The 23,749-nt window shown below is 66.6% G+C and carries 21 protein-coding genes and 3 tRNA genes; 18 read left to right on the top strand and 6 right to left on the bottom strand.

The features are described 5' to 3' along the window. Window positions 1-8: 8 nt before the first annotated feature. On the top strand, window positions 9-665 hold the full coding sequence (locus NMQ14_RS18410) for a GNAT family N-acetyltransferase (RefSeq protein WP_257098323.1): 657 nt from the start codon (window positions 9-11) through the stop codon (window positions 663-665). After that, complete coding sequence (locus NMQ14_RS18405; protein ID WP_257098322.1) at window positions 662-1,537, top strand: carbon-nitrogen hydrolase family protein; 876 nt, start codon at window positions 662-664, stop codon at window positions 1,535-1,537. The genes NMQ14_RS18410 and NMQ14_RS18405 overlap by 4 nt, the downstream gene beginning before the upstream one ends. A gap of 118 nt (window positions 1,538-1,655) precedes the next feature. Here the strand turns inward: NMQ14_RS18405 and NMQ14_RS18400 are convergent, their stop codons facing one another. From NMQ14_RS18400 to NMQ14_RS18385, 4 genes are all read right to left on the bottom strand, one after another. After that, a complete protein-coding gene (locus NMQ14_RS18400) occupies window positions 1,656-2,393 on the bottom strand; it encodes an AbiV family abortive infection protein (protein WP_257098321.1) in 738 nt (245 codons plus the stop codon). 187 nt (window positions 2,394-2,580) lie between these two features. After that, the gene (locus NMQ14_RS18395; protein WP_257098320.1) at window positions 2,581-3,972 is read right to left on the bottom strand and encodes a HAMP domain-containing sensor histidine kinase; all 1,392 of its coding nucleotides are present in this window, start codon (window positions 3,970-3,972) and stop codon (window positions 2,581-2,583) included. Further along, complete coding sequence (locus NMQ14_RS18390; protein ID WP_257098319.1) at window positions 3,965-4,774, bottom strand: transferase; 810 nt, start codon at window positions 4,772-4,774, stop codon at window positions 3,965-3,967. Before NMQ14_RS18390 ends, NMQ14_RS18395 begins: the two co-directional genes overlap by 8 nt. Continuing rightward, on the bottom strand, window positions 4,771-5,448 hold the full coding sequence (locus NMQ14_RS18385) for a response regulator transcription factor (protein ID WP_257098318.1): 678 nt from the start codon (window positions 5,446-5,448) through the stop codon (window positions 4,771-4,773). The genes NMQ14_RS18390 and NMQ14_RS18385 overlap by 4 nt, the downstream gene beginning before the upstream one ends. Window positions 5,449-5,596: 148 nt before the next feature. Here NMQ14_RS18385 and NMQ14_RS18380 point away from each other — a divergent pair, with 148 nt between their 5' ends. From NMQ14_RS18380 to NMQ14_RS18360, 5 genes are all read left to right on the top strand, one after another. Next, window positions 5,597-6,898: a TolC family protein gene (locus NMQ14_RS18380; RefSeq protein ID WP_257098317.1), complete on the top strand. Its 1,302-nt coding sequence runs from the start codon at window positions 5,597-5,599 to the stop codon at window positions 6,896-6,898. 92 nt (window positions 6,899-6,990) lie between these two features. Further along, complete coding sequence (locus NMQ14_RS18375) at window positions 6,991-8,049, top strand: efflux RND transporter periplasmic adaptor subunit (protein WP_257098316.1); 1,059 nt, start codon at window positions 6,991-6,993, stop codon at window positions 8,047-8,049. Then, window positions 8,049-11,123 carry an efflux RND transporter permease subunit gene (locus tag NMQ14_RS18370; protein WP_257098329.1) on the top strand — a complete coding sequence of 1,025 codons (3,075 nt, stop codon included), beginning with the start codon at window positions 8,049-8,051 and terminating at the stop codon, window positions 11,121-11,123. The genes NMQ14_RS18375 and NMQ14_RS18370 overlap by 1 nt, the downstream gene beginning before the upstream one ends. Then, window positions 11,120-13,051 (top strand): LTA synthase family protein, encoded by a 1,932-nt coding sequence (locus tag NMQ14_RS18365; protein WP_257098315.1) that lies wholly within the window; start codon window positions 11,120-11,122, stop codon window positions 13,049-13,051. The genes NMQ14_RS18370 and NMQ14_RS18365 overlap by 4 nt, the downstream gene beginning before the upstream one ends. After that, window positions 13,048-13,725 carry a phosphatase PAP2 family protein gene (locus NMQ14_RS18360; RefSeq protein WP_257098314.1) on the top strand — a complete coding sequence of 226 codons (678 nt, stop codon included), beginning with the start codon at window positions 13,048-13,050 and terminating at the stop codon, window positions 13,723-13,725. The genes NMQ14_RS18365 and NMQ14_RS18360 overlap by 4 nt, the downstream gene beginning before the upstream one ends. A 288-nt stretch (window positions 13,726-14,013) precedes the next feature. Here NMQ14_RS18360 and NMQ14_RS18355 read toward each other — a convergent pair whose 3' ends face one another. Together NMQ14_RS18355 and NMQ14_RS18350 are read right to left on the bottom strand one after the other, a co-directional pair. After that, window positions 14,014-14,487 (bottom strand): Dps family protein, encoded by a 474-nt coding sequence (locus NMQ14_RS18355; protein ID WP_069039280.1) that lies wholly within the window; start codon window positions 14,485-14,487, stop codon window positions 14,014-14,016. After that, window positions 14,484-15,461, bottom strand: a complete 978-nt coding sequence (locus NMQ14_RS18350; RefSeq protein ID WP_257098313.1) for a hydrogen peroxide-inducible genes activator — start codon at window positions 15,459-15,461, stop codon at window positions 14,484-14,486. Before NMQ14_RS18350 ends, NMQ14_RS18355 begins: the two co-directional genes overlap by 4 nt. Before the next feature lie 195 nt (window positions 15,462-15,656). Between NMQ14_RS18350 and NMQ14_RS18345 the strand changes: the two genes are divergently transcribed. From NMQ14_RS18345 to NMQ14_RS18295, 11 genes are all read left to right on the top strand, one after another. Next, window positions 15,657-16,391 carry a glutathione peroxidase gene (locus NMQ14_RS18345; RefSeq protein WP_257098312.1) on the top strand — a complete coding sequence of 245 codons (735 nt, stop codon included), beginning with the start codon at window positions 15,657-15,659 and terminating at the stop codon, window positions 16,389-16,391. Window positions 16,392-16,495: 104 nt separating this feature from the next. Beyond that, a complete protein-coding gene (locus tag NMQ14_RS18340) occupies window positions 16,496-17,890 on the top strand; it encodes a dihydrolipoyl dehydrogenase (protein ID WP_257098311.1) in 1,395 nt (464 codons plus the stop codon). Window positions 17,891-17,997: 107 nt separating this feature from the next. Continuing rightward, complete coding sequence (locus NMQ14_RS18335) at window positions 17,998-19,314, top strand: adenosylmethionine--8-amino-7-oxononanoate transaminase (protein WP_257098310.1); 1,317 nt, start codon at window positions 17,998-18,000, stop codon at window positions 19,312-19,314. Beyond that, a complete protein-coding gene (gene bioF, locus NMQ14_RS18330) occupies window positions 19,311-20,465 on the top strand; it encodes an 8-amino-7-oxononanoate synthase (RefSeq protein WP_257098309.1) in 1,155 nt (384 codons plus the stop codon). Before NMQ14_RS18335 ends, bioF begins: the two co-directional genes overlap by 4 nt. Further along, window positions 20,458-21,219 (top strand): alpha/beta fold hydrolase, encoded by a 762-nt coding sequence (locus tag NMQ14_RS18325; protein ID WP_257098308.1) that lies wholly within the window; start codon window positions 20,458-20,460, stop codon window positions 21,217-21,219. The genes bioF and NMQ14_RS18325 overlap by 8 nt, the downstream gene beginning before the upstream one ends. Continuing rightward, window positions 21,212-21,994: a methyltransferase domain-containing protein gene (locus NMQ14_RS18320; protein ID WP_257098307.1), complete on the top strand. Its 783-nt coding sequence runs from the start codon at window positions 21,212-21,214 to the stop codon at window positions 21,992-21,994. The genes NMQ14_RS18325 and NMQ14_RS18320 overlap by 8 nt, the downstream gene beginning before the upstream one ends. Further along, entirely contained in the window at window positions 21,991-22,689 is a 699-nt protein-coding gene (gene bioD / locus NMQ14_RS18315) for a dethiobiotin synthase (protein ID WP_257098306.1), read from the top strand. The genes NMQ14_RS18320 and bioD overlap by 4 nt, the downstream gene beginning before the upstream one ends. A gap of 66 nt (window positions 22,690-22,755) precedes the next feature. Next, a tRNA-Tyr gene (locus NMQ14_RS18310) sits at window positions 22,756-22,840 on the top strand. A 109-nt stretch (window positions 22,841-22,949) separates the two neighbouring features. Continuing rightward, window positions 22,950-23,023: transfer RNA gene (locus tag NMQ14_RS18305), tRNA-Gly, on the top strand. A 77-nt stretch (window positions 23,024-23,100) separates the two neighbouring features. After that, window positions 23,101-23,175: transfer RNA gene (locus NMQ14_RS18300), tRNA-Thr, on the top strand. A 90-nt stretch (window positions 23,176-23,265) separates the two neighbouring features. Continuing rightward, on the top strand, window positions 23,266-23,749 hold a 484-nt coding region (locus NMQ14_RS18295), incomplete at its 3' end, for a GTP-binding protein (protein ID WP_257098305.1).

The raw sequence follows: 23,749 nt of genomic DNA, 5'->3' as shown, positions 1-23,749 counted from the left end.
AGAACAGCGTGACCACACCACGCATACGCCATACCCGGCCGGCTGACATCCCCGCGTTGATCGCCCTGCAGGCGCGCGTGTATCCGACCATTCCGCCGTGGAGTCGCCGCAAGCTGGGCGAACAGCTCGACGTCTTTCCGCAGGGCCAGATCGTCGCCGAGATCGACGGCGCGATCGTCGGCTGTGCCAGCGCGCTGGTCGTGCTGTGGGACGACTGGTGTGATTCGCACAGCTGGCAGGACATCACCGGTGCCGGCACCTTCGAGCACCACAATCCGGACGGCCGCACGCTGTACGGTGCGGAAGTGTTCGTCGATCCGGATCTGCGCGGAGCGGGCGTCGGCCACCTGCTGTATGAAGGGCGGCGCATGCTGTGCCGCGCGATGAATCTGAAGCGCATCATCGCCTGCGGCCGCCTGCCGGGCTATCACCGCCACGCCGCCGACATGACGGCCGACCTGTACGCCCGCAAGGTGGTGTGGGGCGACCTGCGCGACCCGGTGCTGAGCTTCCAGCTGAAGGAAGGCTTCAGCTACCTCAGCGTGGTGCCGGACTACCTGCCCGAAGACACCGAATCCCTGGGTTACGCCTCGGTCATCGTCTGGCTCAACCCGGACCACGATCCGGCCCGCCCCACCCATTTTCCGGAGCACATCCTGCCATGATCGTCCGCATCGCCGCCGTACAGTACCTGCTGCGCCCCATTCACGACTGGTCCGGTTTCGAGAACCAGGTGCGCTTCATCATGAAGGCCGCTGGCGACTACAAGCCACAGTTCGTGCTGCTGCCGGAAATCTTCACGACGCAGCTGCTGTCCTTCATGGACACCAGCGACCTGAATGCCGCCGTGCGCAACATGCACGACTACACTAAGCGTTACCGCGACCTGATGCTGGAACTGGCCGCGCAGTGGAATGTGCATCTGATCGGCGGCAGCCACCCCACGGTGCGCGAAGACGGCCGGCTGACCAACACGGCGTACTACTTCACTCCGGGTGGCCAGGTGTTCGAGCAGGACAAGATCCACCGCACGCGCTGGGAGCGCGAAAAGTGGGACACCGATGCCGGCGACCAGCTGCGCCTGTTCGACACGCCATTCGGCAAGATCGCCATCCTGATCTGCTACGACATCGAATTTCCGGAGCTGTCGCGCATGGTGTGCGAGGCGGGTGCCGACATCCTGTTCGTGCCCTCATGCACCGACGACCGGCAGGGCTTCCTGCGCGTGCGCTACTGCTGCCACGCACGGGCGATCGAGAATCAGGTGTTCGTCGTGCAGACCAGCACGGTGGGCAATCTGCCGGTCGAGGGGCTCGGCATGCACTATGGTCAGGCCGGCATCATCACGCCGTCGGATTTTCCGTTCGCCCGCGACGGCATCGCCGCCGAGGGTACGCCGAACATCGAACAGATCATCGTCGCCGAAGTCGATCTGAACGACCTGCAGGGCAACCGCCTGAACGGTACGACCATCCCGTTGTACGACAAGCGCAAGGATGTGTACGAACACCCGGTGGAAGTCATCAAGGTGAGCTGAACAGCGCGTTGCACACCCGCGCTGCGCCGTCTGCCCCGTTACGGGGCCAAAAAAAGCCACCTGCAGGCCTGCAGGTGGCTTTTTCGGTGATGCGGGGTGACGCGGGGAAAGCGCCGCTTCAGGCTTCCTCGTCGTCGTAGCCGTTGCGCACTTCCGAACCACCGCCGGTCTGCGCACGCACGTAGTCGGCCACGGCCGCTTCGAAGGTCGCGTTGCCGGTCTTCATGCAGGAAATGTAGTACTCCCAGAACTCCGGACTGCTGGTCACCGCGGCAAGCGCGGCCGACTTCATCGCGAACACTTCGTCTTCCGCCTTGGTGCGGATCTTGGTCGGCGCGAACAGCACGTAGGTTTCGGCGTGCGTGTAGATGTCCTTCGCCAGACGCAGCCAGATTTCGGCATCGGTAAGCGTGACGCGATAGTTCGGGGTGTTGATCTGCGGACCCTGCGGTCCCTTGCCGTCCAGCTCGGTATGGATGGCATCCAGCTTCGGAATCTGCCGCTTGATCATCTTGCTGATGTAGGGCATCACCTCGTCGCGCCGGGCCGGTACGACCAGCAGCCATGGAAACACGGCTGCAGTCACCTTGCGCGCGTAGTCGCCGAGGTTGAGCACGACCCGGTTCGCGACGTCCGGATCGCGCACATTGCGACCGAGCGCGTCGAACACCTGCACCGAGGTGCCGACTTCCTCGATCGCGGCGACCGAAGAGTAGTAGGCGCGGGCAAAGTGGTTGTGCTTGAGCAGCAGTTCCGCCTCGTACAGAAGCTCGCGGGCGTTGTCGATCGAGGCGTCGCGGTAGCGTCGCAGCAGCTTGGATGTGAGCGCGATGCTCGGCTTGTTTGTTTTCGGCACTGAAGTGACTCCATAGCTCAAAATCAACCGTTGCGACGAGGGCGCAGCGCGCGCTGTCGTCCATGGCCGCAATCCGCCGAGGCCATCCGCACGCGCCCTTTCAAGGGTAGATTCGCGCACGCATTGATCGCATCGTCTTTGCGTTGTCGCTTCGTGTCAACTGCGTGACAAGCCTGTTGGGTGCCCTTTAAGTGCCCGCCGGCAAAGTCAGTACGGCGCGCAGACCGGGTGTCGCGGCGCCCAGTTCGATGCGCCCGGCGTGCAGGCGCGCCACCGACTGCACCAGACTGAGCCCGAGCCCGAGGCCGGGTGTGTTGCGTGCGCCTTCGAGCCGGTACAGCCGCTCGAACACGCGCGCCCGCTCGCCCTCCGGAATGCCCGGTCCCTGATCGGCGACCTCGAGTCGCCAGCCATCCGGCGCCGGCTGCAGGCTGATCGTCACCGTGCCGCCGGCCGGGCTGAACTTGATCGCGTTGTCGATCAGGTTGATGACGGCCTGGAACAGCAGGTCGCGGTGGCCGCTCATCGACGCCTGTGCAGGCACGTCGGCAGACAGCGAAATGTCGCGTTCGTCCGCCATCGGCTCCATGAAGTCGATGGCGTCGCGCGTCAGCGCCGCGAGGTCGAGGGCGCGGAACTCGCTGCGCAGCAGGCCCGATTCGACATTGGCGATGCGCAGCAGCGACTGGAAGGTGGACAGCACCTGATCGATGTCAGCCAGATTGCGTTCCAGCAACGCCGGCAGCTCGTCGCCTGTCGGCGGCACCGCCAGCGCGGCTTCGATGCGCGCGCGGTGGCGGGTCAGCGGCGAGCGCAGGTCATGCGCAATGTTGTCGGTGGCGCCGCGCACCGAGGCGATCAGCCGGTCGATGCGGTCGAGCATGCCGTTCAGCGTCTGCGACAGGCGGTCGAACTCGTCCGCCGTGCCGCGCACCGGAATGCGGTGGCGCAGGTCTCCGTCCATGATCTGCTGTGCAGCGCGGCGCATGGTTTCGACCGGTCGCAGCGCGGCGCGGGTGATCAGGAAGCCGCCGATGAGCGACGCAATCAGCATGACGCCGAAACTCGCCAGTGCGGCGCGCCGGATGTCGCCGCGTACCTGTTCCACCTCGTACTCGTCGAAGCCGACCAGCAGACGGCTGCCGTCCGGCAAACGCGCCCAGCGTGCGACGACTTCGGTGAGGCCCGGGTGGCGCAGGCTGGGCAGCCGCACCAGCACGTCATCGCGCGTCGCCGCGGCGGGCCACGCATCGAGGTTGCCGATCAGCATGACGCCGTCGGCACTTTCCAGCCGGTACAGGCGGTCGTGATTGGGCGAGCGCATGTCCAGCCGCTGGCGGATCAGGCCGCTGACGCCGCGCACGCCATCGACCCGGTACTCGGCGCTCAGGATGTCCAGCTCGGCGTCCACGCTTTCTTCGACGTGACCCAGCATGTACTGCCCGGCGAGCCAGGTCACCAGCAGCAGCAGCAGGCCGAAGCCGGTCGCCAGCAGAACGCTGTTGGCCAGCGCCAGTCGCGCAGTCGTGCTCAGGCCGCGCGTCGCGCGGGGCGCGACCGGAGGTGTCGGCTCAGTCATCGGCATCCAGGCCGTGCCGCACGGCCGCCCGCCCGGCGGGCGCAAAGTCGCGTCGCCGGCCTTCGACCAGCGGGTGTGCCTGCGCGCGCAGGTCCAGCCCCAGGCGCTCATGCAGTGCTGCCGCGCGCTGGAACAGCTGCTTTTCCGACAGCCTGAACGCGTCGCCGCGCGCGGCGAACACGATTTCATTCACACCGTCTTCGGTGGCGACGACACTGACCGAATTGGCGAAACTCGAACGCACGCGGCCGATGTAGGCGCCGTGCAGCGCGTCGTCGGCATGCATGTTGATCGCCAGCAGGCCGTTTCGCGTCAAGGCGGCATGGCAGTCGTCGTAGAAGCGCTGCGTGCACAGCGCAGTTGCCTGTCCGCCGATGTCGAAGCCATCCACCAGCAGCAGGTCGAATGCTTCGTCATGCCGCGCGATCCAGTCCGCGCCGTCAACGCAATCGATGCGCAGCCGTTCGTCGTCCGGCGGAATGCGGAAGCGGCTGCGCAGCGCGATCACCTCGGCCGAAATTTCGGCCACTTCGATGCGCGCGTCCGGCAGGTGGTGGTGGCAGTACTTGACCAGCGATCCGCCGCCCAGGCCGATCATGCCGATGCGCGAGGGCGCCGGCACGAACAGCAGCGCGGCCATCATCAGGCGCGAATAGTCGAGCACCAGCTCGACCGGTCGCGCCGGATCCATGCTGCTCTGCACGGCGGCGCCGTCGAAGTGCAGCGTGAGCATTCCCTCGTCATCCTGAACGAAGGGTGCGCCCGGCGCGCTGCCGGCCCACGGCGATCGGCGGTCGTTCATGCCGGCGCCCGCATGCAGTAGCCGGCGCCGCGCAGCGTATGGATCAGCGGCAGCCAGCCGGCGCGGTCCACCTTGGCGCGCAGGCGGGAAATGTGCACGTCGATGACATTCGTCTGCGGATCGAAGTGGTAGTCCCATACGCCTTCCAGCAGCATGGTGCGGGTGACCACCTGACCGGCGTGGCGCATCAGGAACTCGAGCACCCGGTACTCCTGCGGCTTGAGCGTGATGTCCTCGCCGGCGCGGCGCACGACGTGCGTCATGCGGTCGAGTTCGAGATCGGCCACCCGCAGCACGCTCTCGATCGCCGGCATCAGGCCGCGCCGGGTGATCACGTCGAGCCGCGCCTGCAGCTCCGACATCGCGAACGGTTTCACCAGATAGTCGTCACCCCCGGCGCGCAGGCCGCGGATGCGTTCGTCGACATGGCTGAGCGCACTGAGGATGAGCACCGGCACGCGCGACCCCGTGGCGCGCAGTGCGGCCAGCATGGCCAGACCGTCCATCTGCGGCATCAGCCGGTCGAGCACGATTGCGTCGAACGCTTCGCCGGTCGCCAGAAACAGCCCGTCGCGGCCATTGGCGGCGTGGTCGACGACGTGCCCGGCCTCGCGCAGGCCGCGGCAGATGAAGCCGGCGATTTCGGGGTCGTCCTCGACCACGAGGAGGTGCATGTCGGACCTTCTCCGGAAGCGGGGCGCACCGCCCGGGTCGGGGTGCGCGAGCCGTGATTCTGCCTGCGTCGAACCACCTTGCCGCAACATGAACGGATGTTCATGTTGTGTCCACCTGCCGGCAATCCGTCGCTGTGCAAGCTGATGCATGTCTTCATCCGCCCGTCGTGCGCCCATGCGTTCCGCCCTGCTGTGCTGCCTGCTGTCCGCCCTGTGGCTGACGCCACCGCTTTATGCGCAATCTGTGCCCCTCGCCGCGGCTTCGCACGCCGAAGAGCATGAACAGACGGTCGAGCGTGACGCCGCACTCACGCTGTCGGGCGCCTTGTCGGCCGCACTGGGCCGGGCGCCCGGCACCCAGCTGCCGCAGGCCAGGCTGTCCGAATCGCGGGTGCTGACCGAGCGTGCCGGCAGCGTGCTGTCGGCACCGCCGGCGCTGCACATGCGCTACCAGACCGATCGACTGCCCGGACGCGCCGCCGGCGTGCGCGAACTGGAAGCCGGGCTGGACCTGCCGTTGTGGCGATCCGGCCAGCGCGACGCGCTGCGCCGCGAGGCCGACGCCGGTCGCCTGCTGTCCGACGAGGAACTGCGCATCCACCGCTGGCGCGTGGCGGGCGATCTGCGCGAAACGCTGTGGCGCGTACTGCAGTCGGAGACCGAGGTGAAGCTGGCCGATGCCGATGTCGAGTTGTATCGCGCGCTGGAAGACGATGTATCGAAACGCGTTCGCGCCGGGGACGCGGCGCCGGTCGAAATACTGTCGGCCGAAGCGGCCCGGCGCGAGCGCGATGCCGCGCGTTACGAAGCACAGGTCGAACTGGCGCACAGCGTGTTCGGCTGGGCCACGCTGACCGGCTTGCCGACGCTGCCGGCGATCGTACGCGAGCCGGTTGCGCGCGAACCGGTGGCGGACGCGGCGACCGGCTATCCGCCGGTACTGACGGCGCAGGCCGCCCTCGAACGTGCGCGCAGTGCGCTGGCCAGCGTGCAGGCCCAGGGCAGCGGTGCGCCGCGCATCCTGGTCGGCATGCGGTCCGAAAAGTCGCCCGACAGCCCGGTGACCGACAGCGTGGGCGCCACCCTGTCGATTCCTTTCGGCGGTGAGGTGCATCGCGCAGCCACCCTGTCGCCGCTGCAACTCGATCTGGCCCGCGCCGAGGACGATCTTGCGCTGGCGCTGCGCATGGCCACATTGGTGCTGCACGAAGCCGAACATGAACTGCACGCCCGCGAACAGGCGCTGCAACTGGCCGCCGGGCAGAAGGCGGTCGCCGAACGCGAAGTCGAACTGGCCCGCCGCGCCTACCGGCTCGGTGAAAGTTCGCTCGCCGAACGCCTGCTGGTCGAGGCGCGCGCCGCCAACGCACGCCGCGCGGCCGCGCTGGCCGATATTGCCTACGAGCGCGCCGTGGCGCGCTACAACAACAGTCTGGGAATCCTGCCGTGAAACATGTGTTCGTAGTGTCCTGTCTGCTCGCGCTGACGTCCTCCCTCCATGCGGCTGACATCGTGCTNCAACAACAGTCTGGGAATCCTGCCGTGAAACATGTGTTCGTAGTGTCCTGTCTGCTCGCGCTGACGTCCTCCCTCCATGCGGCTGACATCGTGCTCGGTGCGACACAGATCGAACGACTGGGCATCCGCGATGCGGCACCGGTGCCGGCGGCGCAAGCCAGCGCGGCGCCCTGGTCGGCGCGCGTGGGGGCGTCGGCCGCCGCCGAATGGGTAGTGACCGCACCGGCCGGGGGCGTCGTGGTGCGCGTGCCGGTGGTCGAAGGCCAGCAGGTTGCGGCGAATGCCGTGCTGGTGGAACTGCGCAGCGCCGGTCTGCCTGAACAGGGTGCTGCGCTGGCCCAGGCGCGTTCCGCCTCGGCGCTGGCGCGCAGCAATCTTGAGCGCGACCGGACGCTGCATGCCGAAGGCCTGATCGCCGAGCGCCGTGTGCGCGAATCCGAAAATGCGGTCGCGCAGGCCGATGCCGCATACGGCGCCGCGCAGTCGCGACTGCGCCTGCTGGGCGTGTCGGCCGCCGACGCATCGAGCGGTCGCGTGCAGGTGCGTGCCGAAGCGGCGGCAACCGTGCTCGAACGCATGGTGCTGCCCGGTCAGCGCGTGGACGAGGCCGATGCGCTGCTGCGGCTGGCCGATGCACGCAAGCTGATGCTCGAACTGAACCTGACGGTGGCGCAGGCACAGGACGTGCGCGAAGGCGACGTCCTGCTGGTGGAGCCGTCGGGCGAGCAGGCGCGCGTGACGCAGATCGGCTGGGGCGCTGCCGACATGACGCAGACGGTGCGCGTCCGTGCCGCACTGCCGCCTGCGCCGTCTTCGCTGCGGCCGGGCCTGTGGGTCAAGGCGCGGCGCTCGCAGCCGGCGACCGACGCGTGGACCGTGCCGGCTGCGGCGGTCACCCATCACGACGGCCGGACCTGGGTGTTTTCGCGCACCGCGCAGGGCTTCCGCGCAGTCGAGGTGCAGGCGCTGTCGCAGGACGCGGGTCGCGCCACGGTCAGCGGCGCACTGGACGCAAAGGCCGCGGTCGCGGTCAGCGGAGTGGCCGCGCTGAAGGCGGTGTGGCTGGGCAAGGGAGCGGAATGATGCTCGACGCCCTGACGCGCGGCGCACTCGCGCGACCGCTGCTGACGATACTGGCCGCGCTGCTGCTGATGGCGGCCGGTGCCTGGTCGATGACCAAGCTGCCGATCGATGCCTTTCCCGACGTGTCGGCCCCGCAGGTCAAGATCATCGTCAAGCTGGCCGGCATGACGCCGGAAGAGATGGAAGCGCGCGTGACCACGCCGGTCGAGATCGAAATGCTCGGGCTGCCGAAACAGACCATGCTGCGCTCGACCAGCAAGTACGGACTGACCGACATCACCATCGATTTCGAGGACGGCACCGACATCTACTGGGCGCGCAATCAGGTCAGCGAGCGACTCACCGGCATCATGGGTGACCTGCCGCCCGGACTGACCGGGGGTCTGGCGCCGATCACCACGCCGCTGGGCGAAATGTTCATGTTCACGGTCGAAGGCGACCTGTCGCTGGCCGAACGGCGCGGCCTGCTCGACTGGGTGATCCGCCCGGCGCTGCGCACCGTGCGCGGCGTGGCGGACGTGAATGTACTGGGCGGGCTGGCCACCGCATACGAGGTGGTGCCCGACGCGGCGCGCATGGCGGCCACCGGCATCACGCTGGACGCGCTGCGTGCCACGCTGGAGCGCTTCAACCGCAACGACGGAGCAGGCCGCATCAACGAAGGCGAGGAAACCCTGCTGGTGCGGGTGCAGGGGCGGCTCGAATCGCTCGATGACATCGGCCGGCTGGTGGTGCACGCAACGCCTCAGGCGCAGGTGCGCATCGCCGACGTGGCCGAGGTACGGCTCGGCGCGCTGACCCGCATGGGCGGCGTGACGCACAACGGCGAGGGCGAAACCGTGCAGGGGCTGGTGCTCGGCCTGCGTGGCGCCGATGCGCAGGAGGTGGTGCGCGGCGTGCGGGCGCGGCTCGACGAGATCGCGCCCAGCCTGCCGGCAGGCGTGAAGGTGATCCCGTTCTACGATCGCGGCGAACTGGTGTCGAGCGCGGTCGGCACGGTGACCAAGGCGCTGATCGAGGCGGTGGTGCTGGTGCTCATCCTGCTGTTCCTGTTCCTCGGCAATGCGCGCGCGGCGCTGGCCGTGGCGGTGGTGCTGCCGTTGTCCGCGCTGTGGACCTTCCTGCTGATGCACTTCGCCGGCCTGTCGGCCAACCTGATGAGTCTGGGCGGGCTGGCGATCGCCATCGGCCTGCTGGTCGACGCGGCGGTGGTGGTGGTCGAGAACGTGGTCGCCCATCTGCACGAACCCGGTGCGGCGGACCGGCCGCGTCGTGACGTGGTGCTCGAGGCGGTGCGCGAGGTGGCGGTGCCGACCACCGCGGGCATCGTCATCATCGCGCTGGTATTCGTGCCGCTGCTGAGCCTGCAGGGACTGGAAGGCAAACTGTTCGCGCCGGTGGCATTGACCATCGTGTTCGCACTGGCCGGCTCGCTGCTGCTGTCGCTCACCGTCATTCCGCTGCTGGCGCGCATCATGCTGAACGCCGAAAGTTACGACAACGCGCACGCCGACCCGTGGCTGCCGCGCACGCTGTCGAAGCTTTATGCGCCGCTGCTGCAGCGTGCGCTGGCCGCACCGCGCATCGTCGGCGGCGTCGCCGGGCTGCTGTTCGTTGCCGCCGTCGTTGTCTACGTGGGGCTGGGCAAGACCTTCATGCCGACCATGGATGAAGGCAGCCTCATCGTGCAACTGGAAAAGCTGCCGTCGATCAGCCTCGATGCCTCGCTCGACATCGACACCCGCTTCCAGAAGGCGCTGAAGGACATCGTGCCCGAGGCGACGCAGATCGTGGCGCGCGCCGGGTCGGACGAAATCGGTCTCGACCCGATGGGCCTGAACCAGACCGACACCTTCATCAGTCTGGCGCCCGGCGCCGACAAGCCGGCCATCATCCACCGCATCCGCGATCTGCTGGCCGAATTCCCCGGCGTGGCCTATGCCTTCACCCAGCCGATCGAAATGCGCGTGTCGGAAATGATTCTGGGCGTGCGCGGCGATCTGGCGATCCGGCTGTTCGGGCCGGACATCGACACGCTGAACCACAAGGCGGGCGAAATCGCCGACGTGCTGCGCGCCATTCCGGGCGCCGAGGACGTGTTCTTCGTGCGCAACGAGGGCGTGCAGTATCTGCGCGTGCTGCCGGATACCGACGCGCTGGCGCGCGCAGGCCTCGACGTCGATGCGCTGGCGGCCAGCCTGCGCATGCAGATCGAGGGCGAGCGGATCGGGTTGATCCAGAAACTGGACCGGCGCTACCCGCTGATCATCCGCTCCACCGGCAGCGCCGGCGCGTCGGAAGAGCTGGCCCAGATGCCGGTGGCGCTGCCGGGTGGCGGCCGCATCGCACTGGGCCAGCTGGCGCGCTTCGAACGCGTGGGCGGACCGGTGCAGATCAACCGTCAGCTGGGCAGTCGCAACACGGTCGTAATCGCGAATGTGGGTGGTCGCGACCTGGTCGGCTTCGTCGAGGATGCGCGCGCCCAGGTGCTGCAGAAGGTCGAACTGCCCACCGGCTACCGCCTCGCCTGGGGCGGCGAGTTCGAGAACCAGCAGCGCGCCGCGCAGCGCCTCGCCCTGGTGGTGCCGCTGGCGCTGGTGCTGATTTTCCTCATCCTCTACAGCACCTTCGATTCGCTGCGACAGGCGGCACTGGTGATGGCCAACGTGCCGTTCGCGATGATCGGCGGCGTGTTCGCGCTGGGCATCTCAGGCGAGTACCTGTCGGTGCCGGCGTCGGTCGGCTTCATCGCGCTGCTCGGCATCGCGGTGCTCAATGGTGTCGTGCTGGTGAGCTACTTCAATCAGCTGCGGGCGGCCGGACAGAGCATGCTCGACGCGGTGGTCAATGGCGCCCGGCGCAGGTTGCGCCCGGTGCTGCTGACCGCGTCGATGGCCGCACTCGGTCTGGTGCCGCTGCTGTTCGCCACCGGCCCCGGGTCGGAGATCCAGCGGCCGCTCGCCATCGTGGTCATCGGCGGGCTCATTTCTTGTACGGCGTTAACACTTCTGCTGCTACCCATCCTGTACAAAAGGTTCGGTGAGCGTCCTGCCACGGTATCCGCCCCTTCATGACATCGATACGACCTGCGCCGCGCCGGCGCGCACTGCCGTTCCTGCTCGTTGCGTCCCTGCTGACCGTCACCATCTGGACCTTGCTGCGTCTGCTGCTCTGGGGCTTCGCCGGCCCGGCCGACATCGCTGCGGCCACGCCGCACGTGTTCGTGCGTGGACTGTGGTTCGACCTGGCCGTGCTCGCCTGGCTGGTGGCGCCGCTGCTCGTGCTGTCGGCTCTGCTGCCGGCCCGTCTGCGGGCGAGCCGGTTCATGGGCCGGCTGCGCTGGGGGGCGCTGTGGCTGATGGCCGCCTTGCTGCTGTTCGGTGCAGTGTCCGAAGTGGTGTTCTGGGAGGAGTTTTCGACCCGCTTCAACTTCATTGCGGTGGATTATCTGATCTACACGCAGGAAGTGATCGGCAACATCATGCAGTCCTACCCGGTCGGACTGATCGTCGGCGGCATCGCGCTTGTCGCGGCACTGATCGTGTTCGGGGTGAGCCGTCTGGTCGGGTTCGTCGCCGCGCCGCGCCGGCCCGCTGTGCGGCTGGCGATGCTGGCGGGCGCACTGGCCCTGCCGGCGGCTTCCTGGCACTTCGCGGCGCTGGAGCAGATGGAAGGCAGCGGCAACGCCTATGCCGACGAGCTGGCCGGCAACGGGTTGTACGCATTTGCGGCCGCGATGCGCCGCAACGAGCTCGATTACGTGCGCTGGTATGCCACCTTGCCGCAGGAAGAAGCCGACGAGGTGCTGCTCGACCTGCATGTCGAACGACTGCCACTGTCGTCGCCGGACAGGCCGAGTGCGATGGACGATCCGCCGCACGACAAGGTGCCGTTCAGCCGCAGGCCGCGCAATGTCGTGCTGGTGACGATCGAAAGCATGTCGGCGGAGTTCGTCGGCGCCTATGGCTCGACCGAGGGCTTGACGCCGGAACTGGACCGCCTTGCGGCGGATGGGCTGCGCTTCAAGGAAGTGTATGCCACGGGCACGCGCACCGTACGCGGGCTCGAGGCGCTGTCGCTGGGCACGCCACCGGTACCCGGGCAGGCCATCGTCCGCCGCACCCACAACAACAATCTGTCCACGCTGGGCGAGTTGCTGGAGCCGCAGGGCGTCGTGCCGATGTTCATCTATGGCGGCTATGGCTACTTCGACAACATGAACAGCTATTTCCGCGGCAACGACTATCTGATCGTCGACCGGACCGATTTTCCGAAGGAAAGCATCGTTTTCGAGAACGTGTGGGGCGTGGCCGACGAAGTGCTGTACGCCAACGCCCTGAAGGCGCTGAATGACAAGGCCGCCGCCGGAAAGCCGTTCTTTGCGCAGATCATGACGACGTCGAACCATCGCCCCTACACCTATCCGGACGGTCGCATCGACATTGCGTCACCGGGCGGGCGGCGCGGCGGCGTCAAGTACACAGACTGGGCGATCGGCGAATTCATCCGCGAAGCGAAGAAGCAGCCCTGGTTCGCCGACACGCTGTTCGTGTTCGTCGCGGACCACTGCGCGTCAGTGGCCGGCCGAACCCGCCTGCCGGTCGCCAAATACCGCATCCCGCTGATCTTCTATGCGCCGGACATGCTGCAGGCGGGCGAGTACGCACAAAGGGTGAGTCAGATCGATCTTGCGCCGACGCTGATCGAGATCATGGGCAAGAACGGCGACGATCATTTCTTCGGTCGCTCGTTCTTCGAAGCGGATGCGCCGCTCGACCGCGCCTTCATTTCCAACTATCAGGATCTGGGCTATCTGCGCGGTGACCTGCTCACCGTGCTGTCGCCGCGCCGTGTGGTGCGCGCCTACAAGGTCGACCCGGTTACGTTCGAATCGACGCCAGCCGAGGTGGATCCGCAGCGTGCGCGCGAGGCGATCGCCTACTACCAGACGGCCGCGTCCGCGTTCAAACAGGGGCGGCTGCACGCCATCGAGGCCCGGTGAGCCGGTGGCTCGGGGCGCGCGACGCCGATCTGCTGGTGGTCGCGTTCGTGTGCGCCGTGCTGGCTGTTTGGAGCAATCGCTGGAGTGGCACGGATCTGTGGCTTTCGGCGCACTTCTACGACGCTGCAGCCGGCGGTTTCACGCTGCGCCGCGACTGGCTGTGGTCGGTGCTGCTGCACGACGGCGTCAAGTGGCTGTCGGTGGCGGCATGGCTGGCGCTGCTCGCGGCCGGATTCGCGCTGCGGCTGCGGGCGCGCGAACGCGGCCGTTTCGCGCGCGTGGCGTTCGTGCTCTGTGCTTCGTTGGCTGCGGTGGTCGCGGTCAATCTGCTGCGCATGCAGTCGGCGCACAGCTGTCCATGGTATCTGGCCGATTTCGGCGGTCAGGCGCAGTTTTTCCGGCTGTTCGACGACGTGCCGACGAATTCCGGTCCGGGCAAATGCCTGCCCAGCGGCCATGCAGCGAGCGCCTTCATGTGGCTGGCCGTGCTGCCGGTGTTGCGCAGCGCGGCGCGGCGGCGCGCGCTGTTCGCCGTGCTGACGCTGGGCGGGCTGGCGGGAGTGGTACAGGTCGTGCGCGGTGCGCATTTTCCGTCGCACATCCTGTTGGCCGCCGCCGCGTGCGCCCTCGTGGTGCTGGGCGCGGCAAGCGTCAGGCGCCCGCCGGCCGGCTGACGGTGGAAAGGGGGGGGTTGTTGCACCCGCGCAATGGCGACGAGTTGCCGGATGCATGAGTAGCTCGTTGGGCATCGCTGCGCTCACCCCAACCTACAAGAGCGTCTCGCTACTCACCGTAGGTTGGGGTGAGCGCAGCGATGCCCAACACCGACCGAAGGCAAGCGCCCGATATCGCACCGCCCGCACCCAACGCATCCCGTAGGTTGGGGTGAGCGCAGCGATGCCCAACAGCCGCACCTGACCCCACCAATGCGACGGGGTGCAGTTCGCTCGCTCTCGCCGATGTCAGCTCTCGAGCAGACTGCGCAGCATCCAGGCGTTCTTCTCGTGCACCTGCATGCGCTGGGTCAGCAGGTCGGCAGTCGGCTCGTCGTGGGCTTCTTCAACCGCCGGGAAAATACTGCGTGCGGTGCGCGTCACGGCTTCCTGGCCAGCGACCAGCTGGCGGATCATGTCGGTGGCCGACGGCACGCCTTCCGGCTCCTTGATCGACGTGAGCTTTGCGTAAGCCGAATAGGTGCCCGGCGCCGGGTAGCCCAGCGCGCGGATGCGTTCGGCCACCAGATCGACCGCCAGCGCCAGTTCGGTGTATTGCGCCTCGAACATCAGGTGCAATGTGTTGAACATCGGGCCGGTGACGTTCCAGTGGAAGTTGTGCGTCGTCAGGTAAAGCGTGTACGAGTCGGCCAGCAAGCGCGACAGGCCATCGGCGATGGCACGGCGGTTCTCTTCGGAAATGCCGATGTTGATGCTGCTCATGATGCTTTCCTTTCCAGGTTCTCGTGTTCGTGCAGGTCGGAGTCCGGACTCCGACCGTCGGTTCCGGCCGCGTCTGACAGGTGTAGCGGTGCTTGGGCGGCGATCAGCTCGGCAATGCGTTCGAATGATTCCTGTCGCGCATTCGAACTGCGTGCCACCAGCGCGATGGTACGGCGTGGCCGGGGTTCGGAAAAGCGTCGCGACACCAGTTTCATGTGCGACAGGATGTCGGAGCGCAAGCTCATTTCGGGCAGCAATGCGAGGCCCAGACCGCCCTCGACCATCTGTGCCAGAGTAAATACGCTGGTGGCTTCCATTCCGCGGGTCCTGGGTTCCCGCAGACCGCAGCCACCCAGGGTGTGACCGCGCAGGCAGTGCCCTTCTTCCAGCAGCAGCAGTTCATCCGGATCGATCTTTGAGATTTCGCGTGGCATGTCCGCTTCACGATCAGCCGGCGCGATCAGGCGCAGTTCCTCATCGAACAGCTGCTTCACCTGCAGATTGCCCGTGTCGTAGGGCAGCGCGATCAGCGCGAAATCCAGCTGGCCGGCCGTCAGGCGGGTCAGCAGATGACTGGTCAGATCTTCGCGCAGCGCGAGCCGCAGCGACGGATAGCGCTGACGCAGCGCCGGCAGCACCGTCGGCAGCACGAAGGGCGCGACGGTCGGGATGACGCCGAGCCGCAGCAGGCCGCTCATCGGCTCCGCGGCGCTGCGCGCCCATTCGCTCAGATCTTCGGCTTCGGACAACAGGCTGCGTGCACGGTCGGCGATTTCGATGCCGATCGGCGTCATCACCACCGAATGACGTTCGCGCTCGACCAGATGAGCGCCCAAGGTGGCCTCCAGCTCCTTGATGCCGGCGGACAGCGTGGACTGGGTGACAAAGCAGGATTCCGCGGCCTGCGTGAAATTGAGCTTTTCGGACACTGCAATCAGATAGCGCAACTGGCGAAGTGAGGGCAGGGAAGACATGTGGCGCGGACCTTTGCTGGAAGACGTCGGCTGTGAAGTCAAACCTTTATCGAAACATTCGATCAATGCCACAAGTTTAATCCATTGGACGATTGAAGTGTATGCGCCCACACTGCACTTCGTCGATGCGCTGAACCGGTACACAACGCCCGGCGCATCTCCGGATAACGATTCATCCCTCTGAAAGGAACAGCAATGAGCCAGCACAACCAGGAAGGCAAGCGCGTCCCGAACGTCACGTTCCGCGTACGTCAGAACAACGAATGGACCAATGTCACGACCGATGATCTGTTCAAGGGCAAGACCGTGGTGGTGTTCTCGCTGCCCGGTGCCTTCACGCCGACCTGCTCGTCGACCCACCTGCCGCGCTACAACGAACTGGCGCCGGCCTTCAAGGCGAATGGCGTCGACAGCATCGTGTGCATGTCGGTCAACGACACCTTCGTGATGAACGAGTGGGCGAAGGACCAGGAGTCGGACAATGTGACGTTGATCCCTGACGGCAATGGCGAATTCACCGAAGGTATGGGCATGTTGGTCGACAAGTCAGATATCGGTTTCGGCAAGCGCAGCTGGCGCTACTCGATGCTGGTGAAGGATGGTGTCGTGCAGAAGGTGTTCTCCGAGCCGCAGGAACCGGGTGATCCGTTCAAGGTGTCGGACGCCGATACGATGCTCAACTTCATCAATCCGAACGCGAAGAAGCCGGATCAGGTCGCCATCCTGACGCGCGAAGGTTGCGCCTTCTGCGCCAAGGCCAAGGCACTGCTGACCGAACGCGGCTACCACTACGCGGAAATCAACCTGCCGCACACCGAGCGCTCCCGCGCACTGGGCGCCATCGCCGGTGCCAGGACGGTGCCGCAAGTGTTCATCAACGGCCAGCATATCGGCGGTTGGGAAGAGCTGGAGAAGTGGTCGGCCAAGTAGGGTCGCCGACCTGATCTGACCGGATGACGGGGCAACCCGTCGTCCGATCAGGTCTGCACATCGAACGGTGTGCAGGCCTGATCGAGCGCTACAGGGAGAACGACATGAATGAAATGAATGTGGATGTGGCCGTCATCGGCGCCGGCACTGCCGGCCTTGCAGCCTATCGCGCGGCCATCGCCGCCGGCAGGCGTGTCGTCATCATCGAAGGCGGCCCGTACGGCACGACCTGCGCGCGCGTCGGCTGCATGCCGAGCAAGCTGCTGATCGCCGCTGCCGAAGCGGCCCATGCGGCAGAGAAGTGGGACACCTTCGGCATCCGCCTCGAAGGAACGGTGCACGTCGACGGCGCGGCCGTGATGGCGCGCGTCAAGCGTGAGCGCGACCGCTTCGTGGGCTTCGTGCTCAAGGGCGTCGACAACATTCCGACCGATCACAAACTGCGCGGCCATGCGAAATTCCTTGACGACCACAGCCTGCAGGTCGATGACCACACGGTCGTCACCTTCGGCAGTGCGGTGATCGCGACTGGCTCGTCGCCGTCGATACCTCCGGTGCTCAAGGGCGCGGGCGACCGCCTGATCGTGAACGACGATGTGTTCGACTGGGACGACCTGCCATCGTCGGTGGCTGTGTTCGGCCCGGGCGTCATCGGGCTGGAAATCGGGCAGGCGCTGCACCGACTCGGCGTACGCACCGAGGTGTTCGGTCGCGGTCATTTCGTCGGCCCGTTTTCGGATCCGGCCCTCAAGGCCTATGCCACGCAAACCTTCGGTGAAGAGTTTCCGCTGTTCGCCGACGCACGCGTCAGCTCGATCGAACGCGTCGGCGACGGCGTACGCCTCATGCAGGACTTCGACGATGGCACCTCGGCCGTCAAGGAGTTCGACTGGGTGATCGCCGCGACCGGCCGGGCGCCGAATGTGAAGCACCTCGGTCTCGAGAACACGGCTGTGACGCTTGGCGCCAATGGCGTGCCGGAGTTCGATCGCACGACGATGCAGTGCGGCAGCACCGGCATCTTCATCGCCGGCGATGCGAACAACGATGTGCCGCTGCTGCACGAAGCCGCGGACGAAGGCCGGATTGCCGGCGAGAACGCGGCGCGCTTCCCGCAGGTGCAGCCGGGGCTGCGGCGCGAGCCGATCGGCGTGGTGTTTTCAGACCCGCAGCTGGCGACGGTCGGCCGCCGCTTCGTGAATCTGGCGCCCGACAGCTTCGTCACCGGCGAGGTCTCGTTCGAGGACCAGGGCCGTGCGCGCGTCATGCTGCGCAACAAGGGCCTGCTGCACGTCTATGCCGAAAAGGGCTCCGGACGCCTGCTGGGCTGCGAAATGATCGGGCCCGACGTGGAACATCTTGCCCATCTGCTGGCCTGGGCGATGCAGTCGGGCATGACGGTGCAGCGTGCACTCGAAATGCCTTTCTATCACCCGGTGGTGGAAGAAGGCCTGTGCACCGCACTGCGCGACGCAGCGGCGAAGATCGCCGACGCGTGATGTAACCGTCCGCCCGGCCGACACGCCGGGCGGACGGTTAGAATGTGGACCTCGATGCGCCGGTGATCGCCCATGCCCTTGTGCCGGCGCGCAGCCGGTATCCGTACGTGTCCGCACCAGAACCCTCGCTCGTATCCCGCAGCCTTTCAGCCGTCTGGCACCCCTGCACGCAGATGCAGTGGCACGCGGACCGTTCCCTGCCGCTGCTTGCCATCGCGCGCGCGCAGGGCGCGTGGCTGTACGCGCCCGATGGCAGCCGCTACCTCGACGGCATCAGCTCCTGGTGGACCAATCTGTTCGGGCACAGCCATCCGGCGATCGTGCAGGCGGTGCGCGATCAGCTCGATACGCTCGATCACGTCATGCTGGCCGGCTTCACGCACGAGCCGGTCGTGGCGTTGTCGGAGCGACTGTCGGCGCTGACCGGCGGCCGGCTCGGCCACGCCTTCTATGCATCGGACGGCGCGTCGGCGACCGAAATCGCACTGAAAATGTCGCTGCACTACTGGCGCAATGCCGGGCAGGTCGACAAGAACGAGTTCATCTGCTTCGCCGGCAGCTATCACGGCGAAACGGTCGGTGCGCTGTCGGTGACGGATGTCGCGCTGTTCCGCGACGCCTATGCGCCGATGGTGCGCGGCGCGCATGTGCTGCCCAGCCCGGCGGCGGGCGGCGCGGCGGCGCTGTCGGCGCTGGACGCCTTTCTTGCGCTTCACCACGGCCGTATCGCCGCGCTGATTGTCGAGCCGCGCGTGCAGTGTGCCGGCGGCATGGCGATGCACGAGGCCGCCTGGCTGCGCGACGCGCGCCGGCTGTGCGATCGCTACGCGGTGCATCTGATCGCCGACGAGATCGCAGTCGGCTGCGGCCGCACCGGTACCTTCTTCGCCTGCGAACAGTCGCTCGACGCCGACGCCGACGGCGGCGGTTGGCCCGACTTCATCTGTCTGTCCAAGGGCATCACGGGCGGCACGCTGCCGCTGTCGCTGGTGCTGTCGGCGCCAGCGGTGTTCGACGCCTTCCTCGACGACACGATGGCGCGCGGCTTCCTGCATTCGCATTCCTACACCGGCAATCCGCTGGCCTGCCGCGCCGCGCTGGCGACGCTCGAGCTGTTCGACAAGCTCGACATCCTGCAGCGCAACCGCGTCTGGGCGCAGGACTTCACCGATGCGCTGGCGCCGCTTGCGACACACCCCGCAGCGCGAAATTTCCGCCAGGCCGGCATGATCTGGGCGCTCGATATCGACGCCGGACACGACGACTTCAGCCGCCGCTTCTACCGCGAGGCGCTGGCGCGCGAACTGCTGCTGCGGCCGATAGGCAACACCCTGTATTTCATGCCGCCCTACGTGCTCGACGACGCGCAGACCGCATTGCTCGCGCGCGGCGCGCTGGAAGCGCTGGACGCCGCACTCGCATGAGTGCCTTCGACTTCCGCGCACGTCTGGCCGCGTTGGCGCGCGACGATCTGACGCGCACGCGTGGAGTGCTCGACGCTCCTTGCGGCCCGGAAGCCGTCGTCGACGGACAGCGCCTGATTGCCTTTGCCGGCAACGACTATCTCGGTCTGGCGAATCATCCCGAGGTGGTAGAGGCGCTGCGCGAAGGCGCGTCCCGCTGGGGCGCCGGCGCCGGGGCATCGCATCTGGTGAGCGGTCACCAGCGGCCGCACGATGCGTTGGAGCAGGCGCTTGCCGCCTTCACCGGGCTGGCGCGCGCGCTGTTCTTTTCCACCGGCTACATGGCCAATCTGTCATTGCTGCCGGCGCTGGCCGGTCGCGGCGATACGCTGATCGCCGACCGCCTGAATCACGCGTCGCTGGTTGATGCTGCGCTGCTGTCGCGCGCGACCGTGCGGCGCTATCCGCACGGCGATCTTGCGGCCGTGGCGCGCATGCTCGACGCGGCGCAGGGACGCAAGGTCGTGGTGACCGATGGTGTATTCAGCATGGATGGCGATATCGCACCGCTGGCTGAACTGCTGGCGCTGTGCGAACGGCACGACGCGCTGCTGGTGGTGGACGACGCGCACGGTTTCGGCGTGCTGGGCGAGCAGGGCCGCGGCGTGCTGTCGCACTGCGGACTGGCGTCGGAGCGCATTGTCTATATCGGCACGCTGGGCAAGGCGGCTGGCGTGGCGGGCGCTTTCGTCGCTGGGGGCACGGACCTGATTGAGTGGCTGATGCAGACCGGTCGCAGCTATCGCTACACCACGGCGGCCCCCCCGGCGTTGGCCTGCGCATTGTTGGCCAGCCTCGGCCTGATCGGGGAAGCCGATGACAGGCGGGCGACGCTGGCGGCACACCGCGAACGGCTGCAGCGGGGGCTGAGCGGTGCGCGCTGGACCTTGATGCCCTCGCACACCGCCATCCAGCCATTGCACGTGGGTACGAATGCCGCTGTGCTGGCGCTTGCCGGGCAGTTGCGGGCGCATGGTCTGTGGGTGCCGGCCATTCGCCCGCCGACAGTGCCGGCCGGCACGGCACGCCTGCGCATTTCGTTGAGTGCAGCGCACACGCGTGAGCATCTCGACACGCTGTGCCATGCGCTGATCGAGGCGGGGCATGGCTGAGGCGCTGTCCACACGGGTCTTCGGAGCACGCGGGCCGCGCGTTGCGCTGCTGCACGGCTGGGGCTGGGACGGTCGCCTGATCGCGCCGCTTGCCGAGGCGCTCGGCCGACACGCGCACGTTGTGCAGGCTGATCTGCCCGGGTACGGGCTGAATGCCGAATGTGACTGCACGGGCTTCGATGACTGTGTCGAGCAGTTGATGGCGACCGTGCCCGATGCCGACGTGGTCGTCGGCTGGTCGCTCGGTGGCCTGCTCGCGCTGGCCTGGGCCACCCGTGTGCCGCTGCGCAAGCTGGCGCTGATCGGTGCGACGCCGTGTTTCATGCAGACTTCCGACTGGCCGCACGGCATGAGCGCCGAACGCTTCGACGCTTTTGCCGATGCCTTCGACGATGCGCCGATGAAGGCCCGCACGCGTTTCGCCGCGCTGTCTGCAATAGGTGATGCCGATGCGCGCCAGGTGCGCGTCGCGATGGCCGGTCTGGTCGAACAACCGCCGCTGCCGAGCCGGCAGGCGCTCGGCCAGGGTTTGCAATGGCTGCACGACGTCGATCTGAGAGCGGCCGTGCAGGATGTGTCTGCGCGCGTGCTGTGCCTTCATGGCATGGAGGACAGGGTGGTCGATGTCGCGGCATGCGACTGGATGTCGTCCGCGACGGGGGCGCACTGCGTGCGCATACCGGGCGCGGCGCATCTGCCCTGGCTGCGGGGCGGTGTCGCGGAGCTGTGCGAGTGGGTGGTTGCCGATGACTGAACTCACTGCCGTTCGCCGCAGTTTTTCGCGAGCAGCCGACCGCTACGCGGCGGCGGCACGTCTGCAACGACAAGTCAGCGACCGCTTGCTCGACATGTTGCCGCCGATTGCGGCGGGATGCGTGCTGGATGTCGGCTGCGGCACCGGATTCGCGTCCGCCGGACTGCGTGGCCGCTATCCGGATGCGCTGCTGCTGTCGGCCGATTTTTCGCCAGCCATGCTCGGCGCACATGCTCCGATGTCTGACAACGCGCGGATGTGCGCCGACGCGCATGCGTTGCCGCTGCGCGACGGCAGCGTCGATCTGATCTTTTCCAGCCTGATGCTTCAGTGGTGCGACTTGTCGCGGGCATTGCGCGAATGCCACCGGGTACTCCGGCCGGCCGCTGCGATGTGTTTCGCCACCGTGCTCGACGGGACGCTGCGAGAAATCGACAAGGCTTTTGCCACGGTCGATCGGGCTCGCCATACGCTTCCCTTCCTTGATGAGGCGGCCGTGGCGGAAGCGCTGGGCGCAGCAGGGCTGGTTGCACATCATGTCGAGCGATCGCGGCAGGTCGAATACTTCGACGACGTCCGCAGCCTGCTTCAGTCGAACCGTGACATCGGCGCTTCGCGCGTGCCGCTGCACCCCCGGCGGGCGACGCTGGGCCGCGCTGCATGGCAATCGGTGTGCGCTGAATTCGAGGCTCAGCGGACGCCGCTGGGCATTCCGCTGACCTATGAGCTGGCCTGGGTGGTCGCGTATCGCCCTGGACAAGGAGACCCAGGATGACGGCGGCCCGCGCGCATTTCGTAACGGGAACCGACACCGGTATAGGCAAAACCCTGGTGGCCTGCGCACTCGTGCATGCGCTGCGCACACGCGGGCTCGACGCGGTCGGCATGAAGCCGGTGGCGTCCGGTGCCTGGCGCGATGCGCACGGGGTGATGCGCAACGAGGATGCCGACGCGCTGGCCGCTGTCAGTGGCGCTCGCCTTCCGCAGGCATTGACCAGCCCTTACCTGTTCGAAGCGCCGTTGGCGCCGCATGTCGCGGCGCGGCTCGAGGGACGGACGATCGCGTCGACGGTCATCCTTGATGCGTTCCGCTCGCTTTCGATGCGTGCGCAGCACGTGGTGGTCGAAGGCGTCGGCGGCTTTCAGGTGCCCTTGAACGACGATTTCACCACCGCCGATCTGGCCACTGCGATTGCCGCACCCGTCATTCTGGTGGTGGGGCTCAAACTGGGCTGCATCAACCATGCGCTGCTGACAGCCGAATCCATTCGTGCAAGGGGTTTGTGTCTGGCGGGTTGGGTGGCCAATGCCATGCCTGACGGCATGCTGGAGCAGGACGCAACGATTGCAGCGTTGTCGTGCCGGGTCGACGCGCCGCTATTGGGAACGCTGCCTCGCCTCGCCCGGGCCGACCCGAAAATAGCCGCTGCAGCGCTCGATTTCAGCGCGCTGCGCGACGGCGCCGACTGAAATTTTCGCAGCAGTGTTTGACAGAGCACGAAACGCTCACCATAATCGCGGGTTTCGCTGGTCGCCGGAGGGGTTCCCGAGCGGTCAAAGGGATCAGACTGTAAATCTGACGGCTCTGCCTTCGAAGGTTCGAATCCTTCCCCCTCCACCATAACCTTTTGTATTTGAAGGTTATATTGAGGTGACCTCGAAAAACGTGTAAGTGAAGGTTCCGATCATGGTGGCCAGTCGCGGCGGGTCATCGTGTTTGGAATGGTAGGGCGGGAGTAGTTCAATGGTAGAACCCTAGCCTTCCAAGCTAATGACGCGGGTTCGATTCCCGTCTCCCGCTCCACGAATTGAAGTGTGCATATATATAAGGCGCTTGTCGGGGCGATGTTCTCGATGGGTGTCTGCAGGACGGTTTTTCGTGCCCATGTAGCTCAGTGGCAGAGCACTCCCTTGGTAAGGGAGAGGTCGGCAGTTCAATCCTGCCCATGGGCACCACGGTATTTGGCGTGCGGCATGCCGCGTAAAGGCGCGCTTGCCCGTCGAGGTTTGACGCAGATCTCTAATCAGTTATCAGGGTGATCCAAAATGGCAAAGGGAAAGTTTGAGCGTACCAAGCCGCACGTGAACGTGGGGACGATTGGGCACGTTGATCATGGCAAGACGACGCTGACGGCGGCGATCACGACGATTCTGTCGTCGAAGTTCGGTGGTGAGGCGAAGGCGTACGACCAGATTGATGCGGCGCCGGAGGAAAAGGCTCGCGGCATCACGATCAACACGGCGCACGTTGAGTACGAAACGGCGTCGCGTCACTACGCGCATGTTGATTGCCCGGGCCACGCGGACTACGTGAAGAACATGATCACGGGAGCTGCGCAGATGGACGGCGCCATCCTGGTGTGTTCGGCCGCTGACGGCCCGATGCCGCAGACGCGCGAGCACATCCTGCTGGCGCGCCAGGTCGGTGTGCCGTACATCGTGGTGTTCCTGAACAAGTGCGACATGGTCGACGACGCCGAGCTGCTCGAACTCGTTGAAATGGAAGTGCGCGAGTTGCTGTCGAAGTACG

It is taken from the genome of Methyloversatilis sp. XJ19-13 (assembly GCF_024580155.1).
Taxonomy (GTDB): Bacteria; Pseudomonadota; Gammaproteobacteria; order Burkholderiales; family Rhodocyclaceae; genus Methyloversatilis.
This window is presented reverse-complemented; position numbering and strand designations above follow the sequence as displayed.

What these genes read in the sequence shown, in the direction of transcription:
- NMQ14_RS18380 (WP_257098317.1), top strand. Translation starts at nt 5,597, where the DNA reads ATGTCTTCATCCGCCCGTCGTGCGCCCATGCGTTCCGCCCTGCTGTGC.
- NMQ14_RS18385 (WP_257098318.1), bottom strand. Translation starts at nt 5,448, where the DNA reads ATGCACCTCCTCGTGGTCGAGGACGACCCCGAAATCGCCGGCTTCATC.
- NMQ14_RS18370 (WP_257098329.1), top strand. Translation starts at nt 8,049, where the DNA reads ATGCTCGACGCCCTGACGCGCGGCGCACTCGCGCGACCGCTGCTGACG.
- NMQ14_RS18390 (WP_257098319.1), bottom strand. Translation starts at nt 4,774, where the DNA reads ATGAACGACCGCCGATCGCCGTGGGCCGGCAGCGCGCCGGGCGCACCC.
- NMQ14_RS18355 (WP_069039280.1), bottom strand. Translation starts at nt 14,487, where the DNA reads ATGAGCAGCATCAACATCGGCATTTCCGAAGAGAACCGCCGTGCCATC.
- NMQ14_RS18350 (WP_257098313.1), bottom strand. Translation starts at nt 15,461, where the DNA reads ATGTCTTCCCTGCCCTCACTTCGCCAGTTGCGCTATCTGATTGCAGTG.
- NMQ14_RS18320 (WP_257098307.1), top strand. Translation starts at nt 21,212, where the DNA reads ATGACTGAACTCACTGCCGTTCGCCGCAGTTTTTCGCGAGCAGCCGAC.
- NMQ14_RS18325 (WP_257098308.1), top strand. Translation starts at nt 20,458, where the DNA reads ATGGCTGAGGCGCTGTCCACACGGGTCTTCGGAGCACGCGGGCCGCGC.
- NMQ14_RS18395 (WP_257098320.1), bottom strand. Translation starts at nt 3,972, where the DNA reads ATGACTGAGCCGACACCTCCGGTCGCGCCCCGCGCGACGCGCGGCCTG.
- NMQ14_RS18405 (WP_257098322.1), top strand. Translation starts at nt 662, where the DNA reads ATGATCGTCCGCATCGCCGCCGTACAGTACCTGCTGCGCCCCATTCAC.
- NMQ14_RS18340 (WP_257098311.1), top strand. Translation starts at nt 16,496, where the DNA reads ATGAATGAAATGAATGTGGATGTGGCCGTCATCGGCGCCGGCACTGCC.
- NMQ14_RS18365 (WP_257098315.1), top strand. Translation starts at nt 11,120, where the DNA reads ATGACATCGATACGACCTGCGCCGCGCCGGCGCGCACTGCCGTTCCTG.
- bioF (WP_257098309.1), top strand. Translation starts at nt 19,311, where the DNA reads ATGAGTGCCTTCGACTTCCGCGCACGTCTGGCCGCGTTGGCGCGCGAC.
- bioD (WP_257098306.1), top strand. Translation starts at nt 21,991, where the DNA reads ATGACGGCGGCCCGCGCGCATTTCGTAACGGGAACCGACACCGGTATA.
- NMQ14_RS18345 (WP_257098312.1), top strand. Translation starts at nt 15,657, where the DNA reads ATGAGCCAGCACAACCAGGAAGGCAAGCGCGTCCCGAACGTCACGTTC.